We start from the raw sequence: 24,694 nt of genomic DNA, 5'->3' as shown, positions 1-24,694 counted from the left end.
AAGCCATGTCCAAGGACGCCAAGCCGGCAGAAGATGCGGAACAGCCGCCCAAGAAGAGCAAAAAACTGATCATCATCATCGCGGCCGTCCTGGTGCTTCTAATTGCTGTGGCAGGTGTCGGCGTGGTTTTGATGAAGAAAAGCAGTCACGACGAAGACGAAGAGGTGGCGGAAGAGAAAGAGCCTCCCAAGAAAAAGGAAAAGAAGAAGGACGCCCACGCAGCCCAGCCTGTCTTCCTTCCGATGGAAGCCTTCATCGTCAACCTGATCCCTGAAAACGGCGAACAGTATCTGCAGGTTACGCTGTCGCTGGAGCTTGACGATCCGACAGCAGATGCAGCACTGAAGCCCCTGCTGCCCAAGATTCGCAACAACATCATGCTGCATCTGTCGAGCAAGAAATCCTCCGAACTGATCACGAAGGAAGGCAAGGAGCACCTCGCCGAAGATTTGCGCGACGAGATCAACTCGGTAATCGAACCGCCGCGCAAAAATAAGAAGGGCGAACTGATCCCGCCGGAAGGCCCGGTCAAGGCAGTCTTGTTCACCTCCTTCATCATTCAGTAAGGAGCCATGGCTGGCGACTTTCTCTCCCAGGAAGAGGTTGATGCCCTACTCAAGGGCGTCACCGGGGAGACTGACGAGCCGGAAGGCGGCAGCAGCGAAGACAGCACCCTGCGCCCGTACAACATCGGGACGCAGGAGCGCATCGTCCGCGGCCGGATGCCGACCCTTGAGCTGGTTAACGAGCGTTTCGCTCGTTACCTGCGGATCGGCCTGTTCAACTACATGCACCGAAATACCGAAATTTCGGTTGGCCCGATCCGGGTACAAAAATACAGCGAATTCATCCGCAACCTGGTCGTACCGACCAACCTCAATCTGGTGATGGCCAAGCCCCTGCGCGGGACCAGCCTGTTCATCTTCGACCCCAATCTGGTTTTTCTCGTCGTCGACAACATGTTTGGTGGCGACGGCCGCTTTCATACCCGGGTCGAGGGGCGCGACTTCACCCCGACTGAGCAGCGCATTATCCAGGGCCTGCTGAATGTGGTTTTTGCTGAATACAGCCGTTCCTGGAAACCGGTTTATGAGCTCAATTTCGAGTACATCCGCTCGGAAATGAATTCGCAGTTTGCGAACATCGCGACCCCTTCGGAAATTGTGGTTTCAACCACCTTTACGCTGGAGTTTGGCGGCGCCACCGCCGACATGCACATCTGTTTCCCCTACTCCATGCTCGAGCCGATCCGCGATCTGCTCTACAGCAGCATGCAGAGCGACCAGATGTCGTCGGACAAGCGGTGGATCAGTACGCTGCGGCGTCAGTTGCAGGATGCCGAGGTCGAAATCGTGGCCTCGCTGGCTTCAGGTAGAATCACCCTCGGTCAGATTCTCACGCTCAAACCGGGAGATGTGATCCCAATTCAAATTCCGGAGCGGCTGACGGCACTGGTCGATAATGTGCCGCTGATGGAATGTTCCTATGGCCAGCAGAATGGTCAATACGCTTTGAAAGTCGAGAAATTCGTATCCTCCTCGACGGCAGACGCCCCGGCGCCCGAGCCGATACAGGGAGAACAACAAAATGGCTGACGAACTGGAAAACCTTGGCGACGGTCTGCTCGATGCAGACCAAATCAGCGAAGACGATTGGGCTGCCGCAATGGCCGAACAGGTCTCGCAGGAAGAAACCACGCCTGCAGCACAACCGGCGGCGGATATTTTTCCGTCGTTTACACCCCCGGCTGGCAATGTCGGCATGCTCAACGAACTCGACATGATTCTGGATATCCCGGTCCAGATCACAGTCGAACTCGGACGGACCAAGATTACCATCAAGAACCTGCTCCAACTGGCCCACGGCTCGGTGGTCGAACTGGATGCAATGGCCGGCGAACCGATGGACGTACTGGTGAACGGCACCCTGATCGCACAGGGAGAAGTCGTCGTGGTTAACGACAAATTCGGCATTCGCCTGACCGACATCATTACTCCGGCAGAGCGCATGCGCAAGGTCAGCCGCTAGAGCCAAGCAGGACAGCAACAATTTTCACGGTCGACTGCACCGCAGCCGAAAATTCCCTGCGCTTGGGTTTCAAGCCACAAGGAACACCCAAGCTTTAAGCGCTATCCCATAGCCCTTGCGGCTGCGGGCAACCAGGCTGCCAACAAAGATACGGCTCCCCAGCCGATGCCGCTTCAGCAGACATCCCACCCTTGCACTCAGTACCCAAAGGCACTGGCCGAATACCTCAGCGGCAAGGGGCCCCTGCCTGAGCGCTGACCAGTGGGTCTTCCCGCTGGAACGGGGACGACTTTGGCATTTTTTGCACAACCCTCAGGTTGACCGTAAAAATCGGCGCTTTACGCTCGTGATCCGCGATAGCCATGGATGAGCATCGCCCCCATGTTCTGCGTTAACATAGGCGCCTCATTTCCTTTCGCCATCCACTCCCATCTTGTTGCGCGCCCTGATTTTCCTGCTTCCTTCACTCGCCCATGCCTCCGACAGCCCCGGCCCCGGATTTGGCGCCTACGTTCAGGCAATGCTGGCGCTAGCCTTCATCGTCATCCTCCTGCTCGGTGCAGCCTGGCTGGCCCGCAAGATTACCGGTGGCAAAGGCTTTGGCCAGGGGGGCGTGAAGATTATCGGTGGCGTTGCCTTGGGCCCACGCGAACGGGTCGTACTGATCGAAGCGGGTGATACCTGGCTGGTAATCGGAATCGTCCCGGGTCAGATTCGTACCTTGCACCGAATGCCACGAGGAACCTCGGGAACCACCGGCGAGGATGCCCCCCCCGTTGCCCCGGCAGCTTTTGCCGACTGGTTAAAAACAATCACCGAACGCCGCCGTGAAGATTCCTAAAAGCCTCAGCCCCCTGCTGCTCCTGCTGGTTTCCGGGCCTCTGCTGGCCCAAGCCAGCGGTCTGCCTGCACTCACGAGTACGCCAGCCGCAGGAGGCGGCACGACCTACTCGCTGACCATCCAGACACTGCTGTTTCTGACCGCGCTGACCTTTATTCCGGCGATGGTTTTGATGACCACCAGCTTCACCCGGATCATCATCGTACTGTCCCTGCTCCGACACGCGATGGGCACCCAGACTTCGCCCCCGAATCAAGTACTGATCGGGATTGCACTGTTTCTGACCTTCTTCATCATGTCACCCACCTTGGAAAGGGTGTACACCGAAGCCTACCAGCCGCTCTCGGAGAGCAAAATCAACATCATGCAGGCAGGCGAACGAGCCGCCGTGCCAATGCGCGCCTTCATGCTGAAGCAGACACGCGAAGCCGATATCGCAATGTTTGCCAACGTCGCCGGAATTGAAAAAATCGAAAAGCCGGATGACACTCCGATGCGCATCCTGATCCCGGCATTCGTCATCAGCGAGTTGAAAACGGCATTCCAGATTGGCTTCATCATTTTCATTCCCTTCCTGATCATCGACATGGTGATTGCCAGCTTGCTCATGGCAATGGGGATGATGATGATGTCTCCGGTGATGATTGCCCTGCCTTTCAAGATAATGCTTTTCGTGCTGGTCGACGGCTGGCACCTAATCATCGGTTCGCTGGTCCGGAGTTTCAATCCATGACCCCCGGCGTCGTTATGGAAATCGGCCGCCAGGCGATTGAGGTAACCGTGTTGCTGGCCGCACCGATCCTCCTCGGCTCCCTGGCCATCGGCCTGATCATCAGCATTTTCCAGGCTGCCACCCAGATCAACGAAGCCACCCTGCAGTTTGTTCCAAAGCTGATCGTCGCTTTCATCATCCTGATTTTTGCCGGCCCGTGGATGCTGCAGTACCTAATGGATTACATCACCCGCCTGCTCGGCAGCATCCCTCAGTTGATCGGATGATCCAACTCAGCACCACCCAACTCGATGCGTGGATCGTTGCCTTTGCCTTTCCTCTCGCCCGTATTCTCGGCTTCATCGCCACAGCACCGATTTGGAACACCCCCGGAATTCCACGCCGGACTCGCTTGATCCTCGGCCTGGCGATCGCCATCGCCATCATTCCCGCATTACCGGCAATGCCCCAAGTCGCCCCGGCTTCGCTTCCCGGCCTCCTGCTTCTCGGCCAGCAAACACTGCTCGGTATTGCCATGGGTTTTGCCGCGCGTATCGTTTTTGCCGCAATCAATCTCGCCGGCGACTTCATGGGCTTCCAGATGGGGCTCAGTTTCGCCACCTTCTACGACCCGCTCAACTCTTCCCAGACACCGGTGATCTCGGAGTTTCTCAACTTGATCACCCTGCTCCTGTTTCTCTCGCTGAACGGGCATCTGCTCTACGTCGCCACCTTGGCCAAAAGCTTTTACATCCTGCCGGTTGGCAGCTTTCCCGGGAGCGGCAGCTGGCTCAACCTGGCCGAACTGGCCGGCCAGATTTTTTCTTTCGGACTGCTTCTTTCGTTACCTGTCGTGGTTGCGCTGATGATCACCAACCTCTCGCTGGCCGTACTGACCCGCGCCGCACCGCAACTGAATATTTTTGCCCTGGGCTTTCCCCTCACCCTGCTCGGCGGATTCATCGTGCTGACCATCTCGCTGAACTACCTGGCCACACCGTTACAGAATATTTACGAGGTGGCACTGACAGCCATGCTTCAGTTTGCTGCGCCACCAGGTCGCTAACTGGTTTACCGTTGATTGACCAAGCGAATCGTACCTTCGGCGACCCGCCGTGCGCCGAGCGTTTGGGAATCGATACCCTCGCTGTATTCCAGCACGCGATATGCGACAGCCCCCTGCTCATACTGTAACTGGCTCGCTCGCCGACGAAAAATCTGCTGCGACTCGCCCGCCCCACCGGTATGAAACCGCTTCATTTTCAGCGACATCCGATAGGTATCCTCGCTAAGTCGCTGCTCCTCGATTTCCCAGTTCGGCGCCAAGGGATCGTAAATCAGGTAAATGGCGCCAATCACAGCGGCTCCGGCGGCAAGATTTGCCAAGGAGACAGAAGTCTGGGCAGTCAAGCTCAGCGCCTTGTTCGGCACCAGAGGGGTTGCATTCCCCCCTGGCGTAGCGCAGGCCCCCAGCAAGCAAGCCAGAGCCAAACCGGGGACCAGAGATTTCATAGGATGCTGAACAGGCTGAGTTGGCTGGTTTGCTTGAACGAAATCTGCGCTGCCTCAAGCTGCATCTGCTTGCGGGTCAGGTCCGAAATCGCCTTGGTGTAATCCAGATCCTGCAGCGCCGAAAGCGAGGTTGAATATTGCAGCTTCTTGTCTTCGCCAGTGTTGGAGAGCGCATCGAGTTCGTGCAGCCGAGCCCCCACGGTTGACTGCATCCGGTTCACATTTTCCAGGGCATTGCTGAGGTTCTGCAGATTGCCCGCCAGGCGATTCGAATATTCGATCGAACTGATACCGCCAATCACTGTGCCAGCTGCATTCAGCTCTGGAGCGACGCCGGTACGAATGGTGTTGATGGTATTACGCAAAGTAGTGAAAACATCCTGATTGACACTTGGCGACAACCGGAAGCTATCGCCGTCAGCCGGATTCCCACTGATCGAAACTGAGATACCGAGATCTGCCGGCGTCGTTGTCAGGCCACTCAGGCTGATTGCCTGCCCCGGGGTATAAGGCAAGGGCGCGGCATTGAGTTGTGCCGAGGTATTCGCCACCTTGTCGATTGCGAACACATTGTATTCAGTCACAGGTGGAGTTACGGTGTTGTTGATTGAGAAGCGCAGTTCGAGATCCCGGTACTGTTGCGGCGTCGTAGCCGGGATTGCCAGCGCTGTAGTTGCCGCCAGAGCAGCATTCCAGGCCGTCACGTCACGCACACTTCCCTGATCGATGATTGCGGTTCCCAGATTCGGCGGTGTATTGACTGCCCCTACGGCAGGAGGGGCCGGTACCGGCAATACATTCCCGGAAGCGCTGGTCTGGAAAGTACCATTCCCATTCATGATCCGGCTGAACAACTCAATCCCGGAAATATTGGTTGGCATATCGCGGGAAGCCTCAACCTGCAGCAACCGTACCCCCTCATCGCCCTGGTAGTTGGCTCCCGTTGTAGTCTGGGCAAAAGGCTTCAGCGTGCCCTGATAACCAGAAAAGAGGTAGTTCCCGGTAGCATCCTGACCATTGGCCAAGCCCAGCAGTTCGGCAAAGCGCGACTCCAACTCATCAGCAATATAGCTGCGGTCGGCTCCGGTCAAAGTCGTATTACCAGCCTGCACCACTCGCTCGCGCACATGCTGAAGGAGGTTATTCAGGGATTGCAACTGCCCATCCAGCACCCCCAGCCGGTCCTTGGCATCAGCCTGGTTGGTCAGATACTGGCTATTGACCGACTGCGACTGGGTCACCACCAAAGCCTGAGCCGCGGCCACCGGATCATCTTCCGGAGCCAGCATGCGACGACCGGTCGAGAGGTGATTCTGCAGCTTGAACAGATCAAACTGGTTACCACCGATTCCACGATAACCGGAATCAAAAATTTGTGAAGTACTGACTCGCATGGCAGCCTCCGTCAGCGAATGTTGAGCAGCGTATCAAACAGGCTTTTCCCGACCTCGATGATCTTGGCAGCAGCCTGATAGGATTGCTGGAAACGAATCATGTTAGCGGCTTCTTCATCAAGGTTCACCCCGGAAGTAGCATCACGGTTTTTCTGGGACTGAGCGAGAACTGCTGACTGCGCATCGAAGGTAGTCTTCAACTCGCGGGTCTTGGTTCCATTGGCCGAGACCATCTCAGCATACGCCGTCTGCATCGTTGCCGAGCCTTTATTCTGCGTCGGATCACCGGAAGTCGTATTCTGGGTCTGCAACTTGCCCAACGACAATCCGTTCCGGCCATCAGTCGTCGCCGAGGTGTTGCGTGTCACGGTAAAGCTATCGCCGTTATTAGGCTGCCCGGAAATCGAAAAGCTCATCCCGGCAACCGAAATGATCATTCCCGGCGAATATGGGATGCTGACCGGCGGGACCGCCGGCGCCACCAGCGAAAGCTCGTTTGCCGGAACGGCATTCGGGTCCTTGTAATAGATGGTCTGCCCAGCAGCAACACCAGTGAACGAAATACTGGCCGGCGCAGTGGAACTATAAGTCAAGGTCAGCCCCCCCGGAGGTAACCAGGCCGTATTAAAGCCGGTGGTATTACTCACCGTGTCGAACCCAGGCACGCCGGTCCCGGCAGAAATCTTGGCTGCACCGGAGTTGGTACTGGTCGCCGCCGTACGGAAAGGAAGGGCAGCAGCAATATTCCTTGGGTCGGCCGAGATCATTGAATTGACGGCAATGTTACGAGCTGCATTACGCGTCGGCTGAATCAGATAACTGTTCCCGACCGCATCCGCCCCTGCAAGATTCAACGAAAACCCTTCATTCGTTTGCGTCATGGCCGAGAGATTGGCCAATGTATCCGTCCATTGGGTATTGTCACTCAGACGAACCAACAGGTATTGGCCAGCAGGAGCAGCCAGTGCCGTCAGATTGTAATCACTGGTTTTCAGCGTGGTGTAGTAATTCCCGTCTGCTCGCTGCGGGCCGAAAGGCGGAGGATTGACAAAAGTTGCAGTCAGAACCGGAGCACCAGCATTGTTATTGACCGAATAGGGTTTTACACCCGGCTGCATGTCGGTCATCTGGAAAAAATTGCCGTTGAACCCGGCATCGCCATTAGCCCGACCTAGCAAATCCTGACCCAGCGCATGCTGAGCATTGAAGGTCAGCGCCATCGTTGCAGCAACTCGCCCCAACTCATTGGTAGCACGATCCAGCGCTTCGGTTCTGAACTTCAGCAAACCGCCCAACTGCCCACCTGTAATCAAGCTGTCCGGCATTTCAAGCGTCCCCCCTCCGGGAGTGGACAGCCCGACGGCAATTTTTTCCGAGTCAGCTGAAGAAGGGATTGAGCTCATCTTCATCACCTGGCTACCCAGAACCAGTTGCTGCCCGGAACCCACGAAAAGCGAGTACGTACCGGTAGTGTCGATGGTGACCGAAACCTTGATGTACTTGTTCAGGTCCGCAACCAGAGCATCGCGCTTATCCATCAAATCATTCGGGGGCTGCCCATAAGCGCCCTCGGCCAGTGCGATCCGCTGATTCAGGTCGCCAATCTGACTGGTATAGGAATTGATCAGGTCGACCGAATCGCGAATTTTCCCGTTCACCTCGGCTGCCAGTTCGGATAGTCTGGACTCGATGGTTTTGAAGCGGGTCACCATCGACTCGGCCCCGGAAATCATTGACTGCCGCGAGGACAACAGCGCCGGATTGGCCACCACGGCCTGAACCCCGGAAAAGAAATCCTGCAGAGCCGGGCTCAAGCCCGCAGTCGGGTCAGCCAGCAGATTGTCGATCTGCTTGATCTGGTTGTAATAACCCTCTACCTCGCCAACACGCGCCTGAGCACCATTGACCTGATCGGTAAGGTACTGGTCATACTGGCGCTGGACCGTGTCAACATGCACGCCCTGACCAAAGCTACCGGCACCCGAATACAGAGAAACATTGGTGGACTGAATCGTCCGCTGCCTTGAATAGCCAGGCGTATGGGCGTTGGCAATATTATGGTCGGTCGTGACCAAGGCCATTTGCGCAGTCGTCAGTGCGCTGATACCAATACCGTAAATCCCTGTGCCCATTATTCACCTCGCCATGTTTAACGACATGCAGGCAACAAGGTTTAGACTTATTCAGCCAATCAACGCTTGCCTCAAGGTTGGGCCACTGATGATGCGCGACAATTTGTCGGCGTACATCGGATCGGTCGCATAACCTGCCTGCTGCAAACGACGAGCAAACTCCGTGCCATCCTGAGCACCAATAACGCCGCTATAGCGCGGATTGTTTCGCAGCAACGCCGCATAATCCCGGAAGGCTTCGGCATACGAGGAATAGGCCCTGAAACGCTCGACACTCTGCTGTGCCTGCCCATTGACGAACTCAGTGGTGCCCGCCTCGGCAACCCCCCCCGTCCAACTGACCCCAGCCTTGATCCCGAAAAGATTATGGCTATTGCTCCCATTGGCCTGCCGCGGCTCGCTCTTACCCCAACCACTCTCAAGCGCAGCATGCGCTACCAGGAATTGCGGAGGAATTCCCGTACTCCGCGAAGCCTCCAGAGCATGCGGCCAAACCCGAGCCACAAAGTCCTTGGCTGCACTATCGCCATCGCCAGCTCGCCCGACCGGCTCATTCCCGATGCGTGAAACCGCAGCATAGCTGGCAGAACTAGGAAAATTGGCCGGAGTTTGCCGATGCTGTACGGCATCAAGGGGAGCAATCATATTTGGTGGCAAGCCATTGAGCAGATCGGCAGCTTTTGCCGTCTCACTCCCCTCCCCTCCTAGGTGCCGCCCCAGTTGCTGCTCGATCAGCCGCGCAAAGCCAATCCCGCGACCGGACGAGGCAAGATTCTGCGCCATCTGCTGATCCAGCAAACCGTTATAAAAGCGCGTCTGATCACTATCCAGCAATCCATCCTGCGGCACGGTATCGCGCATGCTTTTCAAGACCATCTGAAGAAACATGCTCTCAAATTGCTGAGCGGCAGCCTTGAGGCTTTCCGGCGAATTGTCTCGCAACTGGCGGCGCAAGTCCTGCGCTCCCTGTACGTCGAATGCGGCACGATTGGGTTGCTGCTGGATTTTTCCGACCATGGTATCCGGACCTCAGATGACTTCCAGTTCGGCGCGCAAGGCCCCGGCAGCCTTCATCGCCTGCAAAATTGCCAGGAGGTCGAGCGGATTGGCGCCCAACGCATTCAGTGCCTTGACCACATCGGCCAGACTGGTCCCGGCCTTGACGCTCATCAGGCTGCCATTATCCTGCTTCACCTGCACATCAGCCGCCTGTTGCGCATTGGGCTCCACAATTACCGACAGATTGCCGTGCGCCACAGCGCATGCATCCAGTGTGACTTTCTGGTTCATGACCACCGAACCGGTTCGCGGATTGACCACAACCCGGGCCTGTGAAACGGTAGGACGCACATCAAGGTTTTCAATTTTGCCAAGGAAGGCTACCCGGGCATTGGCCTCATCGGGCACGCTCACCGCAATACGACGACCATCCACCGCTTGGGCCGTACCAGCCCCCATCGCCTTGTTGATCGCATCGACCACATTGCGAGCAGTGCCAAAATCGGTAGCAGCCAGTTCATAATAGACGATGCCGCCCTCGCCAATTGCGGTCGGAACACTACGCTCAACCGTTGCCCCACCTGGAATTCTGCCAGCCGAGAGATGGTTGACTGTCACCTTGGCACCTCCCGAAGACGCCCCGGCTCCACCAACCAGCACACTCCCCTGAGCCATTGCATAAATCTGACCGTCCGCGCCCTTTAACGGGGTCAGCAATAAGGTTCCACCACGCAAGCTTTTTGCGTTACCCATCGAAGATACGGTCACATCAATCGGTTGACCAGGGCGGGCATAGGCCGGCAAGCTGGCAGTCACCATCACTGCCGCCACATTCTTGAGTTGTAGTTTGGTTGCCTGTTCCGGGGTCAGGTTAAGCCCCATCTGCGACAACATGTTGCCGATAGCCTGGGTGGTAAACGGCGTCTGAGTGGTCTGATCCCCGGTACTATCGAGGCCGACAACAATCCCATAGCCAATCAACTGGTTAGCCCGAATCCCCTGCACTGCGGCCAGGTCTTTGATCCGCTCGGCACGTGCCGGCGAAACCACTGCCAGACTCGCGGCAAACAATACCGCTGCCACACGGCAAGTCTTGCCGGAAATATTTGCGAATAGGCGGAACATGCGTCTCTCCTGTGATCCGTGGCCGCCTGGAATCTGCACCCAAGCGGCCCCCTGGTCGCCTCTTCGCTAAAAGAGGCTAAAACGGCAAGACACTAAGGAAGAATCGTGCCAACCACCCCATCATCATCCCCTCGCCAATCTGCCCTGAGTTTTTGTATTCGATTCTTGCATCAGCCACTTTGGAGGAGTCGATACTGTTCGAAAAATCGACAAAAGCCGGGTTCACAACCCCTGAGACACGAATAAACTCCTGTTCGTTGCCAATTGCCAGTTGTTTCTCACCCGACACCAACAAGTTACCGTTTGGATAAACATCAATCACTGTCACGGTAATCGTGCCGGTGAACACATTGTTGTTTGCTGCCTCGCCCTTGCCTTCAAAGGCACTCGAACCGGAAGCCTGCAAATTGGTACCAAGGAGCGTCTGCCCCGGCAAACCGGCCATTGCCGAGATTGAACTGGTATTTTTCTGACTGCGATCCAGCTTGTTATTTGACTTGGTCGAAGCAGCCGTATTCTCGGTAATCTTGATGGTCATCGTATCCCCCAAGTTCCGGGCGCGGCGGTCCTCAAACAGGGGGCGCGCTGCCGCAGCCTGGAAAATGGCACCGTTGCTACTCTGCAAATCGGGTCGCGGCAGTGGCCGCATAGTCATGGGCTGATGCACATTGGTCGGCGGAACTGTCGTACAAGCGGCCAGCAATACCGACATCGACAAGGCCAGGAAATGACTTTTCATGATTTCATCCAAGTTTTAAAGCTGCGTCAGACGACCCAGCATCTGGTCAGAGGTCGATACCACCTTGGAGTTGATCTCATACGCCCGCTGAGTCTGGATCATAGTAACCAGTTCCTCGGCGACATTCACGTTGGAGGTCTCGACATAAGTCTGATTGATCACACCGGCACCGTTGGTCCCCGGCGTATTCGGTGTAGGCGTACCGCTGGCAGCAGTCTCCAGAAACAGATTCTGACCAATACTTTGCAAGCCACCCGGATTGATAAAAGTTGCCAGTTGCACGGAACCGATCTGGGTTGGAGCAGCCACACCTGGCTGAGTCACGGTAACAACACCATCGGTACCAATCGTGATTGACAACGCATCCGCAGGAATCGTGATATTGGGTTGCAGAGGATACCCCTCGGAGGTCACCAACTGCCCTTGATTATCTTTCTGAAACGAGCCATCGCGGGTATAGCCAATCGTCCCATCCGGCAACAGAATCTGGAAAAAACCAGCGCCGTTGATCCCCATATCCAAGGGATTGTCGGTCTTTTGCAGGTTGCCCTGAGTAAAAATGCGCGCAGTGGAAACCGGCCTTGCCCCCGTCCCAAGCTGCAGGCCGACCGGTATCTGGGTCTGTTGCGATGACTGAGCACCGGGCTGACGCATGGTTTGGTAAAGCAAATCCTCGAACACGGCACGAGCCCGCTTGAAGCCATTGGTGCTGACGTTAGCCAGGTTGTTGGAAATCACGTCAAGCTGCGTCTGCTGGGCATCCAGACCGGTACGAGCGATCCACAAAGAACGAATCATGTTATTTCCTATCAGGCACTCAGGGACAGCAATTGGTCGGCTCGCTGCGCATTTTGGTCAGCTGTTTGCAACATTTTGGTCTGCAACTCGAACTGCCGGGCCAGGCTGATCAGGTTAACCATTGCATCGGTCACGTTCACGTTACTTCCCTCCAAACTCCCGGGAGCCAGCCTGACAGCGTCATCCTGTACTGCTGGCTGGCCATCGCGCAAACGGAACAAACCGTCTCCACCGCGCACCAATTCGCCCTCCGGCGGATTAACCAGCTTCATCCGGCCGATCGCATTGGTGTTATTCCGTGCACCAAAAGTCGGCACGACCGAGATCGTTCCATCCGGAGCAATTTCGATATTGTTGTCGGGCGGGATGGAAATCGGGCCACCGTCGCCAAGCACCAAATGCCCGCTCTTGGTTTGCAGCAACCCATTGACATCCACATCCAGACTGCCCGCACGGGTGTACGCCTCGCTTCCATCGGGCAATTGCACAGCCAGCCAACCACGCCCTTTGACCGCAACATCAAGATTGCGGCCCGTCAACATCAACGGCCCCTCATCGAAAACATCGGCTACCGAGGTGTCGACCGTAAATGCACGAGTGGGCATTGCCTCCGACACCACCGGTACCGCCCGAAAGCGATGTTCCTGCGCCTTGAAGCCGATTGTGCTGGCATTGGCAAGGTTGTTCGCTGTTCCGGCTTGCTGCATGAAAACATGCTTGGCACCGGTCATTGCGGTATAAATCAGGCGGTCCATGGAATCAAAGGCTCAGGTCGGATTAACGCAGATTGACAATAGTTTGCATGATCTGATCCTGCGTCTTGATCGACTGTGCGTTAGCCTGGTAGTTGCGCTGGAAGGTAATCAGGTTGACCAGTTCAGCGGTCAGGTCGACGTTGGATTCCTCGACCGAGGCTGCCGTCAGAGTCCCCAGACTGGACGTCTGCGGCGCACCAACCAAAGGTGGCCCGGAATCAGAGGTCTCCACCCACTGATTGTTGCCCATCGAGAGCAAACCGTTGGGATTAGTAAAGTTGGTCAGCACCACCTGTCCTTGGGCAAACGATTTGCCGTTGCTGTAACGCCCTTGCACCACACCGTCTGCGCCCACCGAAAGGCCAACCAGATTGCCAGGGGCGTAGCCATCCTGCTCCAGCCGGTTGGTACCAAAAGCCTGCCCGTATTGGCCGGTGCCGGTCAGATCAATATCGAATGTCAAAGGCGCAACCGCAGCATTGACCGGCTTACCCAAAGCGGCATTGATACCATTCAGATCAATGCTGATATTCAGCGGCATCGTCGTGGTCAGCTTGCCACTGGTATCAAAGTTGAGCGCATTGCTGCTCAGCGGAGAAAGCGCGGCATCGGTGCCATCGACGTTGGCGTAGATTTCCCAGTCACCCGCGGTTGCCGCCTTGCGGAAATACATCGTCAAGTTATGCGGATTGCCGAGTGAGTCAAAGGTCGTGAGTGCGGTTGACCAGTTATAACTTTTGGGATCAGGCGTCCATGGCTGTCCAGCGACCGGCGCCGGGGTTCCCCAAGGAAGCATGCCGGTCGTGGTTGCCCGAGAGTCAAGGCTGAGATTGGCCTTTACCCCTTTAAATGAACTGGTCGGGTTAGACCCGGTTGCCACCGGAGGAATTGCAGAAGAGTCGATTTGCAAAGGTGCCGGCGTGGCCGCAGTGATTACTCCACCCTGCGCGATATAACCGGTCAACTTCATTCCCTGGTCATTCACGATAAAGCCACTTTTGTCGAGGTGAAATTGACCGTTTCGGGTATAAGTTGTAGCCCCCGATTTGTCCATTCGGAAGAAACCCGCACCGTTGATCGAAATATCAAGCGGGTTATTGGTGGTTGTAATATTGCCCTGGTTGAACTGCTGCTGGACGGCCGCCAGATTGACACCGATCCCGATCTGGCTTGCTCCGCCGCCATTCAGTGCCGCCGCATACACGTCACCAAAATGTGCATTGGCTCCCTTGTAGCCCACGGTACTGGCGTTCGCGATGTTGTGGCTGGTGACATCAAGTGCTTTCGAGGAAACCCCGAGACCACTCAAACCTTGCTGGAATGCCATGATTTAACTCCGTCTCAAAAGATCTGCTGCACATCCTTGAAGGCCACGTTTCCGTAAGCCCCAAGATCCAGCAGGAAGCCCGTCTTGTCTCGAACTACAGCAGAAACCGTGCCAACTTGCTGGGCTGCGGCCTTAACGGTTTGTTCCCCATTTTTTGCTGAGACCGCGAAGGTGTAATTGCCGTCTGCGAGCTGGTTTCCTTGGGCATCTTTACCATCCCAAGCAAAGGTCACCATCCCGGCGGCCTGCTTACCCAGACTTTCAGTCTGAACAACCTTGCCCTTGGCATCGGAGATGGTGATAGTCACAGCCTCTGCATCTGCCTCAAGTTTTGCCCCAGCAACGGCCTGGCCTTTACTCAACGGCAAGTTGTTGCCGGCTACCAGCACATTCTTGCCGATCATTGCCGCCGACTGCATCGACATCGAATCGTTATAGCCAGTTAGCAACTGCCCGAAGGCTGCATTCAACTTCTCGATCCCCGAAGCCATGTTCAGCTGAGCCAACTGGGTCGTAACCTGTGCGTTATCCATCGGATTTAGCGGATCCTGATTCTTCATCTGGGTCATCAACAGGGTAAGGAATTTCGTTTCCTGCTCCTGAACCGCGCTTTTCTGCGTGGAAGTCGTGCCATTTACGGCAGCGAGAAGGTCTGCGGAAATACCGCTGGTTGCATTATTCACGGTGGTCATGACTCATCCTTTCAGCACTTAGCCCTGTCCGATCTGCAGAGTTCTCAGCATCATCGACTTGGCCGTATTCATCACTTCAACGTTGGTCTGATAAGAACGCGAAGCCGAAATCATGTTGGTCATTTCCTCGACCACATTCACATTGGGAAACGCGACATAGCCTTTTTCATCGGCAGCTGGATTTTTAGGGTCATAGACCATGCGCTGCGGCGCCGCACTTTCGACAATCTGGCGAACACGCACACCAGATGACACTTCATTACCCGCACTGACCGGCACAGCCTCGAACACTACCTGCTTGGAGCGGTAAGGCTTGCCATCTGACGACACGATGCTGTCGGCGTTTGCCAGATTCGAGGCCACGGTATTGAGACGCATCGACTGCGCGGTCATGGCGCTGGACGAGACCTGAAATACGTTAAATAAACTCATACTGATCTCCTTAACCCTGGGTGCCGCTCATTGCCGTCCGCAATCCCTGGAAACGACTGCCGATCAACTGCGTCAGAATCTGGTACTGCAACGCATTGTCGGCAATCTGAGCCCGCTCGACGTCCATTTCGACTGTATTGCCATCGACAGCCGACTGATATTCATTGCGAAATTGCAGGCGATAATCCGCTCCGCCCCCTTGAGTTGCGAAATGCCGGGAAGAGGTATGCGCCAACCCGAGCTTCTTTTGCTCATCCCAACGACTAGCAGCCCCCTTCATGGCCTCAGAAAAATCGAAGTCCCGCGCCTTGTAATTCGGGGTATCCGCATTCGCGATATTCGATGCCAGCACCTCGTGGCGCTGAGCCCGCAAGTCAATGGCTTTACGATAGACGGCAAGACTTTTTGCGATATCCATGAGAGAACTCCTTTGTCGATTTAAAAGCAGAATTCATGCCATCCTAAAATCACCCGCCTGACACAAAAACCGGCAAAATTCCGCCATGCTCAGCCAACGCATCCTCCCCCCCCTCTTTTCCCTCGCCCTCGTCGCAGCTCCCAGTGCAGTTCGGAGCGACCACGACGAAATCAGCAGCCTGGTTGAAACCTACCTGCTGCAGCAAATCCCCGAACAAGCCGAACACGCAAAAGTCACGGTCAACCCGCCCAACCTGGAAAAATTGCCGCCATGCAACCAGTACCAGGTATTTCTGCCCCGCGGCAGTAAAACCATTGGCAAAATCAATGTCGGCTTGCGCTGCGTAGGCCCCGCCAACTGGAGTCTGTTCTTGGGGGCGCAAGTCAGCATTTCCAGCCACTACCTGAGCGCCGCCCGACCGCTTAGCGCAGGCCAGACGCTCAACCAACAGGATTTGCTAATCAAGCAGGGCGACCTTGGACAGCTCCCCCCCGGAACCTTGCTCGATCCTGCGCAGGCGCTGGGGAAAACAGTGAAAGCATCAATTCCAGCAGGCACGCCGCTCCGACGGGATCAATTGCAAGCCCCCGCAGTGATTCAGGCTGGGCAAAACGTTCGCGTCATCTACCGGGCCCCCGGCTTCTCTGCAACCGCAGAGGGGAAAGCCCTAAGTAATGCAGGCGCCGGCCAAGTCGCGCAAGTGCGTATGCCCTCCGGTCAAATAGTCTCTGGCCAAGCCACCTCACAGGGCGAGGTTGAAATCAACCGCTAGCCTTCCTGACCCAAGCCCCTTCGGCTGACAACCTACCTACCGCAGCAATCAGAAATTTTCCATCAAAAGCCCTTCCACGAGCCTCGCTCACATCCTAGAAACAATCTAAAAAAACCGCCGTACCTATTTAATTTTTCTGGTTTTTTTCTATAATAGGCGCAACTATTCAAGAAGACTCCCATGTCTGAAGAAAGCGACCTCGAAAAAACGGAAGAGCCAACAGGACGGCGAATTGAACAAGCCCGCGAACAGGGGCAGGTTCCGCATTCCCGTGAACTGGGAACTTTTCTGGTTTTGATGACGGCCGCAGCCCTTTTCTGGGGAATGGGTGGCTGGCTGGTGGAACGCAGCGCGGCTATCGCCAGAAAGAGCTTCAACATTGAAAACAAATATATTTTTGAACCCACCCTGATGCTTCCCAGGCTGGCGGACCTATCCATTGACACATTGATGGCCTTCGCGCCGATCCTTGGAGTTCTGGTTCTGGCCTCGGTACTCCCACCCTTTTTCCTCAATGCCTGGGTATTTGCCCCGAAGGCGTTTCTACCCGACCTCAACCGCCTCAATCCGATGTCCGGGATTGGCCGGATGTTCTCCTGGAACAGCCTGATGGAACTGGGGAAAGCAGTTCTCAAGGCGGTTTTGGTCGGTGGCATCGCGCTACTCCTGATCATCAAGGAAAAAGATGAAATTTTCGGCTTGCTTGGCGAGTCGCTTGAATCAGCACTGGCCCACACCGGGCACTTGCTGACCTATTCCTTCCTGATTCTGGTCAGCGCACTGATTCTGGTCGTAGCTGCGGACGTCCCTTTCCAGCTCTGGCAGTACTACGAAAAGCTGAAAATGACCAAGGAAGAGGTCAAGCAGGAAATGAAGGAAATGATGGGCGATCCGCACGTCAAGGGCCGTATTCGCAGCCTGCAGATGGAGGCTGCCAGAAAGCGGATGATGGCAGCGGTCCCGGACGCAAATGTGGTAGTCACAAACCCAACGCATTACTCGGTTGCACTGTCCTACAAGGCAGGAATGACGGCCCCCAAAGTAGTCGCCAAGGGAATGGGAAACATCGCCTTGAAAATTCGCGAGATTGCCGCAGAGAATGCCGTTCCGATCATGGAAGCCCCGCCGCTCGCCCGTGCACTTTACAAGCACGCCGAACTGGACAGCGAAATTCCGTCGGCACTCTACAGTGCTGTCGCCGAGGTACTCGCTTACATCTATCAACTAGCTGGCTGGAAGCAGCAAGGCGGCGCCTATCCGCAACCCCCAAAAGAATTGGACATCCCTCCCGACCTGATTCCGGAGGCTAACTGATGGCCTCTTCGGCAATCAATCTGCAAAGCATCATGACACGTCTGAGCGCAACGCAAATCGCTGCGCCAATGTTGATCATGATGATTCTGGCAATGATGGTCCTGCCATTGCCAGCTTTTGTTCTCGACCTGTTTTTCACCTTTAACATTGCCATTTCAATCCTGGTGCTGATGGTCGCGGTCAACACCCAGAAAACCCTCGATTTCTCGGTATTTCCGACCGTCCTGCTGGTCACCACGCTGCTCAGACTGTCGCTCAACGTTGCCTCGACCCGTATCGTCATGCTTGACGGTCATTCCGGTCCAGATGCAGCCGGCAAGGTCATTGAGGCTTTTGGCCACTTTTTGGTAGGTGGCAATTTCACTGTCGGAATCATGGTCTTCCTGATTCTGACGGTGATCAACTTCGTGGTCATCACCAAGGGTGCAGGACGGGTTGCCGAAGTTTCCGCCCGTTTCACACTGGATGCCATGCCCGGCAAGCAAATGGCAATCGATGCAGACTTGAATGCAGGTCTGATTGGCGAAGAAGAGGCCCGCCGTCGCCGCTCTGAAGTTGCCCGTGAATCAGAGTTTTTTGGCTCGATGGACGGTGCATCAAAATTTGTTCGTGGCGACGCGGTAGCTGGCATTGTAATCATGTTGCTAAACGTGATCGGCGGTCTGATTGTAGGCGTCCTGCAACACAACATGGAAGTTGCCCAGGCAGCCAAAAACTATACCCTGCTGACCATTGGTGATGGCTTGGTTGCGCAAATCCCCGGGCTGATCATCTCAATCGCTGCCGGTATGGTAGTTACCCGGGTGTCCGACGAAAGGGATGTCGGGCAACAAGTACTGACCCAGATGTTCGATAACGGCCGAGTAATCGGCCTAACCGGCGGGATTGTTGGCCTATTGGGACTGATCCCCGGGATGCCGAACCTGGTTTTCCTGACCATTGGCGGCGCACTTGGCACACTGGCCTGGAAAATGAACAAACGCAAAATCGAGATCGTCGAAACGCCGGTACCGGTTGCACCACCACCAGCACCAGAAATGGCGGAAGCCAGTTGGTCCGACGTATCCCCCCTTGATGTTCTCGGCCTTGAGGTTGGCTACCGCCTGATTCCTCTGGTCGACAAGGCCCAGGATGGGGAATTGTTGCGCCGCATTCGTGGCATTCGCAAAAAATTTGCCCAGGAAATCGGCTTTCTGGTGTCGCCAATTCATATCCGCGACAATCTTGAATTGAAGCCCAATGCCTACCGTATCCTGCTCAAGGGAGTAGAGGTTGGCCAAGGGGAGGCTTACGCCGGCCAATTTTTGGCGATTAACCCCGGTCGCGTCGCTGGCACACTGAGCGGCACGCCGACCAAAGACCCCGCTTTCGGCCTTCCCGCAACCTGGATTGATGCCGGCCAAAAGGACCAGGCGCAAGCCTATGGCTACACCGTTGTCGACGCGTCGACCGTAGTTGCCACCCACCTGAACCACATCATTCTGAACCATGCAGCAGAGTTGCTTGGCCGACAGGAGGCTCAGCAACTGCTGGACCACCTCAGCAAGGATATGCCCAAGCTAGTCGAGGACCTGATACCGAAAACCCTGTCTCTGGGAGCACTGCAGAAGGTATTGCAAGGCTTGCTGGAGGAGGGAGTACACATCCGCGACATGCGAACGATCGTCGAAACTGTCGCCGACCACGCAACCAGAACGCAAAATCCCGATGATCTGGTCGTACAAGTCCGGATTGCACTCGGTCGCGCAATTGCCCAGCAGATTTTCCCCGGCAGCGGCGAAATGCAAGTCATGTCGCTTGACCCGACGCTTGAGCGCCTTCTCGCCCAAGCACTTGCCGGGGGCAGTGAAAATACCAGCTTTGAACCGGGTCTCGCAGAAACACTCATTAAGGAAAGTGCCGCAGCGGCAGAACGCCAGGAGGCACTCGGCCTGCCCGCCGTACTTCTGGTTCCTCCGAGCCTGCGCCTGCTTCTCTCCCGCTTCCTGCGCCGATCAGTTCCTCAATTAAAGGTTCTGGCGCACACCGAAATTCCCGAAAACAGAATAATCAAGGTCACCTCGATCATTGGGGGTAGAACATGAACGTCAAAAAATTCGTCGCAGCAAATGCCCGGGAGGCCTTGAAACGAGTCAAGGAAACCTTGGGCAACGACGCCATCATTCTGTCCAATCGCGGGGTGGCCGGGGGTGTTGAAATCATGGCCGTAGCAGCACGAGACATGGCCATGATGGTTCCCGGCAATAGCGAACCGCAGACTCGTCATACTGCCCCCCTGCCCGCCACCGATGAAACTGATGATTACCGCCTGTTGCTCAGTGCAGCACGGGCTCGCGCAGCCCGCCCAGTCGAATTTCCCACGGCCGCCCCAAGTGAAGTTCACGGAAAAAGAAACGGTCAGGCCCGCCATGATCCGGCACTGTTCGTAAACGCGGGAATTCCCAAAACCGGTGGTCTGCGCAATCTCGAAACCTCTCGGCCAGCGCCACATGCATCCGCAGCCCCAAATCCCGCCAAAAGCAGACTACCCGCAGAAGAGACGCCACTGCGTCACACGATAGACTCGACGACCAAGGGAACAACAACGGCTAACGCCGCAGATGTAGTTCCGCAGGAAGTGATGGACGAAATTCGTTCACTGCGGAAAATTGTCGAACAGCATCTGACAGGGTTTGCTTGGGGAGAAACTGCAAAACGGGAACCTGTCAAGACTGAAGTATTGCGAAAAATGCTGGACTCTGGGTTTTCACCCCAGTTTTCGCGCGAGCTGCTTTCGGATCTACCAGTTGAGATGGATGAGCAACAAGCACTTGCCTGGGTTAAAGGGGCTGCAGACAGAGCCTTGCAAACCATTAATACAGACAGTGACATCGTTGATCGCGGTGGAGTTTACGCCCTTGTCGGACCAACAGGCGTCGGCAAAACCACTACCACGGCGAAACTTGCTGCGCGGTGCGTTCTGAAACACGGCCCAAACAAGGTTGCGCTGATTACGACTGATAGCTACAGAATTGGCGCCCATGAACAATTACGCATTTACGGCAGAATTCTCGGAGTTTCCGTACATTTGGTGAAAGATGCGACGGAGTTACGGCAAACTCTGAATGAACTACAGCACAAGCACATGGTGCTTGTCGACACTATGGGGATGAGTCAAAAAGACAGACTTGTTCCGGAATTGACCGACATGCTCGCTGGATGCGATGTTCAGCGATTGCTTCTACTCTCTTCAACCTCGCGTGGGGACACGCTGGATGAAGTAGTGAACGCCTATCTGGGTGACCACTTGGCCGGTTGCATTCTTACCAAGATTGATGAGGCCGCCAGCCTAGCCAGCCCTCTCGACGTCATCATGCGACATGGCCTGCGCTTGCATTACGTTTCCAATGGTCAGAGAGTCCCTGAAGACTTGCACCTTCCCAATCGCAGCTACCTACTGCATCGCGCCTTCCGGGACCTACCCGACACCTCCCCATTCAAGCATGACGGCCTTGAACCCGGCCTGATGCTGGCAAACGGCGTTGCAGCGGCAGGAGGGCGCCGTGGTTAACCCCGCCTCAGACCAGGCTGCAGGCCTGCGTCGCATGATGCGGGGACGCGGACTACAAATTGTGAGTTTCATTGCCGGCTGCTCAGGCATTGGCCGTAGTTTAGCCATAGCCAACATTGGTACTGCCCTCGCCCGCCAAGGCAAGGAGGTATTGATCATTGATGAAAATGCCGCCCATGACGACATAGCCTCCACATTTGGCTTGTGTGCCCAGCAAAATCTGCTCCACGTCATTGAGCACCAACAGAAGCTGGAGCGAGTCCTGCTATCCCCGCTCCCTGGCTTGCGATTGCTACCGGCATCGGAGGCCATTACAAAGCTAGGGCAATTGACCCCCCGACAACAAAATGCATTCATTGAGGCAATGGCTTCTTTAAGCCCTCCCGTGGATGTCATTTTGATCAACTCCGGAATCTGCGAGCCATCCGGGATATCCCCGCTGGGGCTTGCTGCAATCGAACATATCGCAGTTGTATCCCCGGCGAACGCGCATTCGATTACCGAAGCCTATAGCTTGATTAAAAAAACCAGCCAGAGCTTTGCCCGAAAGGAATTCAAGATTCTGGTCACGAAAGTGCGCAACTCCGATGAAGCCACAGGGGTTTACAACAACCTAGCCTCCGTTGCGCGCGCACAAGGAGTTGCCCGACTCGAGTATGCAGGGCACATTCCGCTCGATCATTCGCTTCGCGAAGCCAGTCGGCTCAGGCTCAGTGTTTTTAATTGCGCCCCCAATTCACCTGCCGCTCTATCACTCAAGCAAATCGCCAATGACATACAACTGAGGCGAATCGATTTCCCCCCAATAGAAAGCATCAGGCACTTCGCACAGCAACTGATACACTTAAGCCAACGGATAACCACCCCTCACTATTCCTGATCGATGTACACATCTGCCGGCCAACCCGATAAAAAAGAGTTGGTGCAGCGCTATATACCTTTAGTTAAGCGCGTTGCCCACTACTTGCTACTTCGCTTACCGGCCAGCGTGATGCTTGACGACCTTGTCCAGAACGGAATGCTCGGATTGCTTGATGCGCTTGATCGGTATGAGGATAGTTATGGTGCCCAGTTTGAAACCTATGCCTCCCAGCGCATACGGGGAGCGATGCTTGATGGCCTGCGGGAAAACGATTGGTTGCCACGTAATCTCCGCAAGGAGATGCGAAAAGTAGAAAGCGCAATACTAGCCCTGGAACATCAACTAGGCAGAAGTCCGAGTGAGGGGGAAATTGCCGAACAACTGAATATATCTCTGCCACAGTACCAAAAGACCTTGCAGGAGGCACGAGGCCACCAATTGGTTTATTTGGAGGATTTTCGTGGAGAGGACGATAGCGACTACCTAGAGCATCATCTTAGCGATGACGCAATAGACCCGGCTGGAATTTTTGAAAACAAAAGCCTGAGGCAGCAACTGACATCGGCAATCGACCAACTTCCAGAACGAGAGCGACTCTTGATGGCTTTGTATTACGAAGAAGAATTAAACCTTCGCGAAATCGGCGCCATTCTTGGAGTAACCGAATCGCGGGTTTGCCAACTTCACAGCCAAGCAGTATCCCGATTGCGAGCCCATATTGCCGGCACCTTGCCTAAGAAGGTCAGGCAGCGCAAGGACAGAACTGATGGATAAGCTCAGCCTTCTTGGCTTAATGCTCGGATTTACCGCGATTATTGGTGGTCAATATTTCGAAGGAGGGCACATTAGCTCACTCCTTCAACCGACTGCATTGCTGATTGTCGCAGGAGGGACGTTAGGAGCCATTCTATTGCAAACCCCCTCGGCTACCTTCGCGCGGGGCATCCGGATGGTTAGTTGGGTATGGCTGCCACCAACGATTGAGCAAAAAAAACTAATCGAGCAAATTGTTTATTGGAGCCATCTTTCCCGAAAGGAAGGATTGCTGGCCCTTGAAAACCAAATTCCCGCCATCAAGGATGAATTCACTCGAAAAGGCCTGCAACTCTTAATCGATGGAGCTGACCCTGAACGTCTACGTGACATTCTTGATGTTGAAATCGATGTATTTGAGGAAGAATGGCGCAGTGCAGCAAAAATCTGGGAATCTGCGGGTGGCTACTCCCCTACGATCGGCATCCTTGGAGCAGTCATGGGGCTAATACACGTGATGGAAAATTTGTCGGACCCGACCAAATTGGGCGCAGGAATTGCGGTAGCGTTTGTTGCAACCATCTACGGGGTTGGCCTAGCCAACCTAGTTTACCTTCCTATTTCAGGAAAGTTAAAGCACTATATTGGCCGAATGGTAGCAGCACGTGAAATGCTGATCGATGGGCTTGTTGGAATCGCCGTCGGTGACAACCCACGAATCATTGAAAGCCGCCTGCGTGGCCACATTCGTCAATGACAAGAAAGAAAAAATTTCACGACGACCATGAAAACCATGAGCGCTGGTTAGTCTCCTACGCTGATTTCATTACATTGCTTTTTGCGTTTTTTGTTGTCATGTACGCAATTTCCTCAGTCAACGAAGGAAAATACCGCGTCTTATCAGACTCACTGGTTAGCGCATTTAAAAATACGCAAACACAAAGCAGTGGAAAACCAATTGTGGTCATTCAGGGCACGCCAATCCAACCCCCTGCCCCACTGCCCATACCAGCAATTACTCCAGACCAACGACTAGAAGAAGAAAAAAAAGCAAAAACAAAACAGAAAATGAAAACAGTCGCGGGAGACATCACTAAAGTTTTGCAGCCATTAATCACTGAAGGCAAGGTTAAACTCATAGAGACTAGCCGTGGCGTGACCATTGAGATTAACGACAGCGTCCTATTCCCCCCTGGGCAAGCAAAACTCCAAGCCGTTTCAATCACTGCATTAAGTGCCTTGGCACAAGTTATAGCCAGCTCTGATTTTCCAATTACTATCGAGGGACATACTGATAACACGCCTATAGCAACGGTACAGTTCCCTTCAAATTGGGAATTATCGGCAATGCGGGCAACAACCGTACTACGCCTGTTCAACGACGCAGGTGTAAGCGCAGAACGCTTGACAGCCATCGGCTACGGTGAAACTCGGCCACTCGAAACTAATACAACAATTGAAGGAAGAAGTAGAAACAGAAGAGTGAGCATTCTGATCGACTCAAACAGACCAGAAGAAGGTAAAGACATTACGGAATAA

Annotated in this window: 27 protein-coding genes; 15 read left to right on the top strand and 12 right to left on the bottom strand. The window is 55.0% G+C overall.

Annotation, left to right across the window (positions count from 1 at the left end):
- The first annotated feature begins 5 nt into the window (after nucleotides 1-5).
- The 7 genes from fliL to fliR all read left to right on the top strand — a co-directional run bounded on the left by fliL (nucleotide 6) and on the right by fliR (nucleotide 4,647).
- Nucleotides 6-566: a flagellar basal body-associated protein FliL gene (gene fliL, locus VX159_RS04245; protein WP_371324747.1), complete on the top strand. Its 561-nt coding sequence runs from the start codon at nucleotides 6-8 to the stop codon at nucleotides 564-566.
- A gap of 6 nt (nucleotides 567-572) precedes the next feature.
- Nucleotides 573-1,595, top strand: coding sequence for a flagellar motor switch protein FliM (gene fliM, locus VX159_RS04240; RefSeq protein ID WP_371324746.1), 1,023 nt, complete (start codon nucleotides 573-575; stop codon nucleotides 1,593-1,595).
- Nucleotides 1,588-2,028 carry a flagellar motor switch protein FliN gene (fliN, locus tag VX159_RS04235; RefSeq protein WP_371324745.1) on the top strand — a complete coding sequence of 147 codons (441 nt, stop codon included), beginning with the start codon at nucleotides 1,588-1,590 and terminating at the stop codon, nucleotides 2,026-2,028. The genes fliM and fliN overlap by 8 nt, the downstream gene beginning before the upstream one ends.
- Before the next feature lie 433 nt (nucleotides 2,029-2,461).
- A complete protein-coding gene (gene fliO / locus VX159_RS04230) occupies nucleotides 2,462-2,869 on the top strand; it encodes a flagellar biosynthetic protein FliO (RefSeq protein WP_371324744.1) in 408 nt (135 codons plus the stop codon).
- Entirely contained in the window at nucleotides 2,856-3,602 is a 747-nt protein-coding gene (fliP, locus tag VX159_RS04225) for a flagellar type III secretion system pore protein FliP (RefSeq protein ID WP_371324743.1), read from the top strand. The genes fliO and fliP overlap by 14 nt, the downstream gene beginning before the upstream one ends.
- Nucleotides 3,599-3,868 (top strand): flagellar biosynthesis protein FliQ, encoded by a 270-nt coding sequence (fliQ, locus tag VX159_RS04220; RefSeq protein ID WP_371324742.1) that lies wholly within the window; start codon nucleotides 3,599-3,601, stop codon nucleotides 3,866-3,868. Before fliP ends, fliQ begins: the two co-directional genes overlap by 4 nt.
- Nucleotides 3,865-4,647: a flagellar biosynthetic protein FliR gene (gene fliR / locus VX159_RS04215; protein WP_371324741.1), complete on the top strand. Its 783-nt coding sequence runs from the start codon at nucleotides 3,865-3,867 to the stop codon at nucleotides 4,645-4,647. The genes fliQ and fliR overlap by 4 nt, the downstream gene beginning before the upstream one ends.
- 5 nt (nucleotides 4,648-4,652) lie before the next feature.
- Here fliR and VX159_RS04210 read toward each other — a convergent pair whose 3' ends face one another.
- The 12 genes from VX159_RS04210 to flgB all read right to left on the bottom strand — a co-directional run bounded on the left by VX159_RS04210 (nucleotide 4,653) and on the right by flgB (nucleotide 15,904).
- On the bottom strand, nucleotides 4,653-4,991 hold the full coding sequence (locus VX159_RS04210) for a hypothetical protein (RefSeq protein ID WP_371324740.1): 339 nt from the start codon (nucleotides 4,989-4,991) through the stop codon (nucleotides 4,653-4,655).
- A gap of 98 nt (nucleotides 4,992-5,089) precedes the next feature.
- Nucleotides 5,090-6,487 (bottom strand): flagellar hook-associated protein FlgL, encoded by a 1,398-nt coding sequence (gene flgL / locus VX159_RS04205; protein WP_371324739.1) that lies wholly within the window; start codon nucleotides 6,485-6,487, stop codon nucleotides 5,090-5,092.
- Nucleotides 6,488-6,498: 11 nt separating this feature from the next.
- Nucleotides 6,499-8,619, bottom strand: a complete 2,121-nt coding sequence (flgK, locus tag VX159_RS04200) for a flagellar hook-associated protein FlgK (RefSeq protein WP_371324738.1) — start codon at nucleotides 8,617-8,619, stop codon at nucleotides 6,499-6,501.
- Nucleotides 8,620-8,670: 51 nt separating this feature from the next.
- Nucleotides 8,671-9,636 (bottom strand): flagellar assembly peptidoglycan hydrolase FlgJ, encoded by a 966-nt coding sequence (flgJ, locus tag VX159_RS04195; RefSeq protein ID WP_371324737.1) that lies wholly within the window; start codon nucleotides 9,634-9,636, stop codon nucleotides 8,671-8,673.
- A gap of 12 nt (nucleotides 9,637-9,648) precedes the next feature.
- Nucleotides 9,649-10,743 carry a flagellar basal body P-ring protein FlgI gene (locus tag VX159_RS04190; RefSeq protein WP_371324736.1) on the bottom strand — a complete coding sequence of 365 codons (1,095 nt, stop codon included), beginning with the start codon at nucleotides 10,741-10,743 and terminating at the stop codon, nucleotides 9,649-9,651.
- Nucleotides 10,744-10,819: 76 nt separating this feature from the next.
- Nucleotides 10,820-11,482, bottom strand: coding sequence for a flagellar basal body L-ring protein FlgH (locus VX159_RS04185; protein WP_371324735.1), 663 nt, complete (start codon nucleotides 11,480-11,482; stop codon nucleotides 10,820-10,822).
- A 15-nt stretch (nucleotides 11,483-11,497) separates the two neighbouring features.
- Nucleotides 11,498-12,280, bottom strand: a complete 783-nt coding sequence (flgG, locus tag VX159_RS04180) for a flagellar basal-body rod protein FlgG (RefSeq protein ID WP_371324734.1) — start codon at nucleotides 12,278-12,280, stop codon at nucleotides 11,498-11,500.
- 11 nt (nucleotides 12,281-12,291) lie between these two features.
- A complete protein-coding gene (locus tag VX159_RS04175; protein ID WP_371324733.1) occupies nucleotides 12,292-13,035 on the bottom strand; it encodes a flagellar basal body rod protein FlgF in 744 nt (247 codons plus the stop codon).
- A gap of 22 nt (nucleotides 13,036-13,057) precedes the next feature.
- Nucleotides 13,058-14,362: a flagellar hook protein FlgE gene (flgE, locus tag VX159_RS04170; RefSeq protein WP_371324732.1), complete on the bottom strand. Its 1,305-nt coding sequence runs from the start codon at nucleotides 14,360-14,362 to the stop codon at nucleotides 13,058-13,060.
- 14 nt (nucleotides 14,363-14,376) lie between these two features.
- Entirely contained in the window at nucleotides 14,377-15,054 is a 678-nt protein-coding gene (locus VX159_RS04165; protein ID WP_371324731.1) for a flagellar hook assembly protein FlgD, read from the bottom strand.
- An 18-nt stretch (nucleotides 15,055-15,072) separates the two neighbouring features.
- On the bottom strand, nucleotides 15,073-15,486 hold the full coding sequence (gene flgC / locus VX159_RS04160; protein ID WP_371324730.1) for a flagellar basal body rod protein FlgC: 414 nt from the start codon (nucleotides 15,484-15,486) through the stop codon (nucleotides 15,073-15,075).
- Nucleotides 15,487-15,496: 10 nt separating this feature from the next.
- Complete coding sequence (gene flgB / locus VX159_RS04155) at nucleotides 15,497-15,904, bottom strand: flagellar basal body rod protein FlgB (RefSeq protein ID WP_371324729.1); 408 nt, start codon at nucleotides 15,902-15,904, stop codon at nucleotides 15,497-15,499.
- Between the two features lie 85 nt (nucleotides 15,905-15,989).
- Between flgB and flgA the strand changes: the two genes are divergently transcribed.
- From flgA to motD, 8 genes are all read left to right on the top strand, one after another.
- A complete protein-coding gene (gene flgA, locus VX159_RS04150) occupies nucleotides 15,990-16,676 on the top strand; it encodes a flagellar basal body P-ring formation chaperone FlgA (protein WP_371324728.1) in 687 nt (228 codons plus the stop codon).
- A gap of 180 nt (nucleotides 16,677-16,856) precedes the next feature.
- A complete protein-coding gene (gene flhB / locus VX159_RS04145; RefSeq protein WP_371324727.1) occupies nucleotides 16,857-17,990 on the top strand; it encodes a flagellar biosynthesis protein FlhB in 1,134 nt (377 codons plus the stop codon).
- Nucleotides 17,990-20,074 carry a flagellar biosynthesis protein FlhA gene (flhA, locus tag VX159_RS04140; protein ID WP_371324726.1) on the top strand — a complete coding sequence of 695 codons (2,085 nt, stop codon included), beginning with the start codon at nucleotides 17,990-17,992 and terminating at the stop codon, nucleotides 20,072-20,074. The genes flhB and flhA overlap by 1 nt, the downstream gene beginning before the upstream one ends.
- Nucleotides 20,071-21,540 (top strand): flagellar biosynthesis protein FlhF, encoded by a 1,470-nt coding sequence (gene flhF, locus VX159_RS04135; protein WP_371324725.1) that lies wholly within the window; start codon nucleotides 20,071-20,073, stop codon nucleotides 21,538-21,540. Before flhA ends, flhF begins: the two co-directional genes overlap by 4 nt.
- Nucleotides 21,533-22,420, top strand: coding sequence for a MinD/ParA family protein (locus tag VX159_RS04130; RefSeq protein WP_371324724.1), 888 nt, complete (start codon nucleotides 21,533-21,535; stop codon nucleotides 22,418-22,420). Before flhF ends, VX159_RS04130 begins: the two co-directional genes overlap by 8 nt.
- 3 nt (nucleotides 22,421-22,423) lie before the next feature.
- Nucleotides 22,424-23,176 (top strand): RNA polymerase sigma factor FliA, encoded by a 753-nt coding sequence (locus tag VX159_RS04125; protein WP_371324723.1) that lies wholly within the window; start codon nucleotides 22,424-22,426, stop codon nucleotides 23,174-23,176.
- On the top strand, nucleotides 23,169-23,912 hold the full coding sequence (locus VX159_RS04120; protein WP_371324722.1) for a flagellar motor protein: 744 nt from the start codon (nucleotides 23,169-23,171) through the stop codon (nucleotides 23,910-23,912). The genes VX159_RS04125 and VX159_RS04120 overlap by 8 nt, the downstream gene beginning before the upstream one ends.
- Nucleotides 23,909-24,694 (top strand): flagellar motor protein MotD, encoded by a 786-nt coding sequence (motD, locus tag VX159_RS04115; RefSeq protein WP_371324721.1) that lies wholly within the window; start codon nucleotides 23,909-23,911, stop codon nucleotides 24,692-24,694. Before VX159_RS04120 ends, motD begins: the two co-directional genes overlap by 4 nt.

The sequence above is a fragment of the Dechloromonas sp. ZY10 genome, assembly GCF_041378895.1.
In the GTDB taxonomy this organism is placed as follows: Bacteria; Pseudomonadota; Gammaproteobacteria; order Burkholderiales; family Rhodocyclaceae; genus Azonexus; species Azonexus aquae.
The sequence above is the reverse complement of the archived record's forward strand: the minus strand, read 5'-3'. Positions and strand labels throughout refer to the sequence as shown.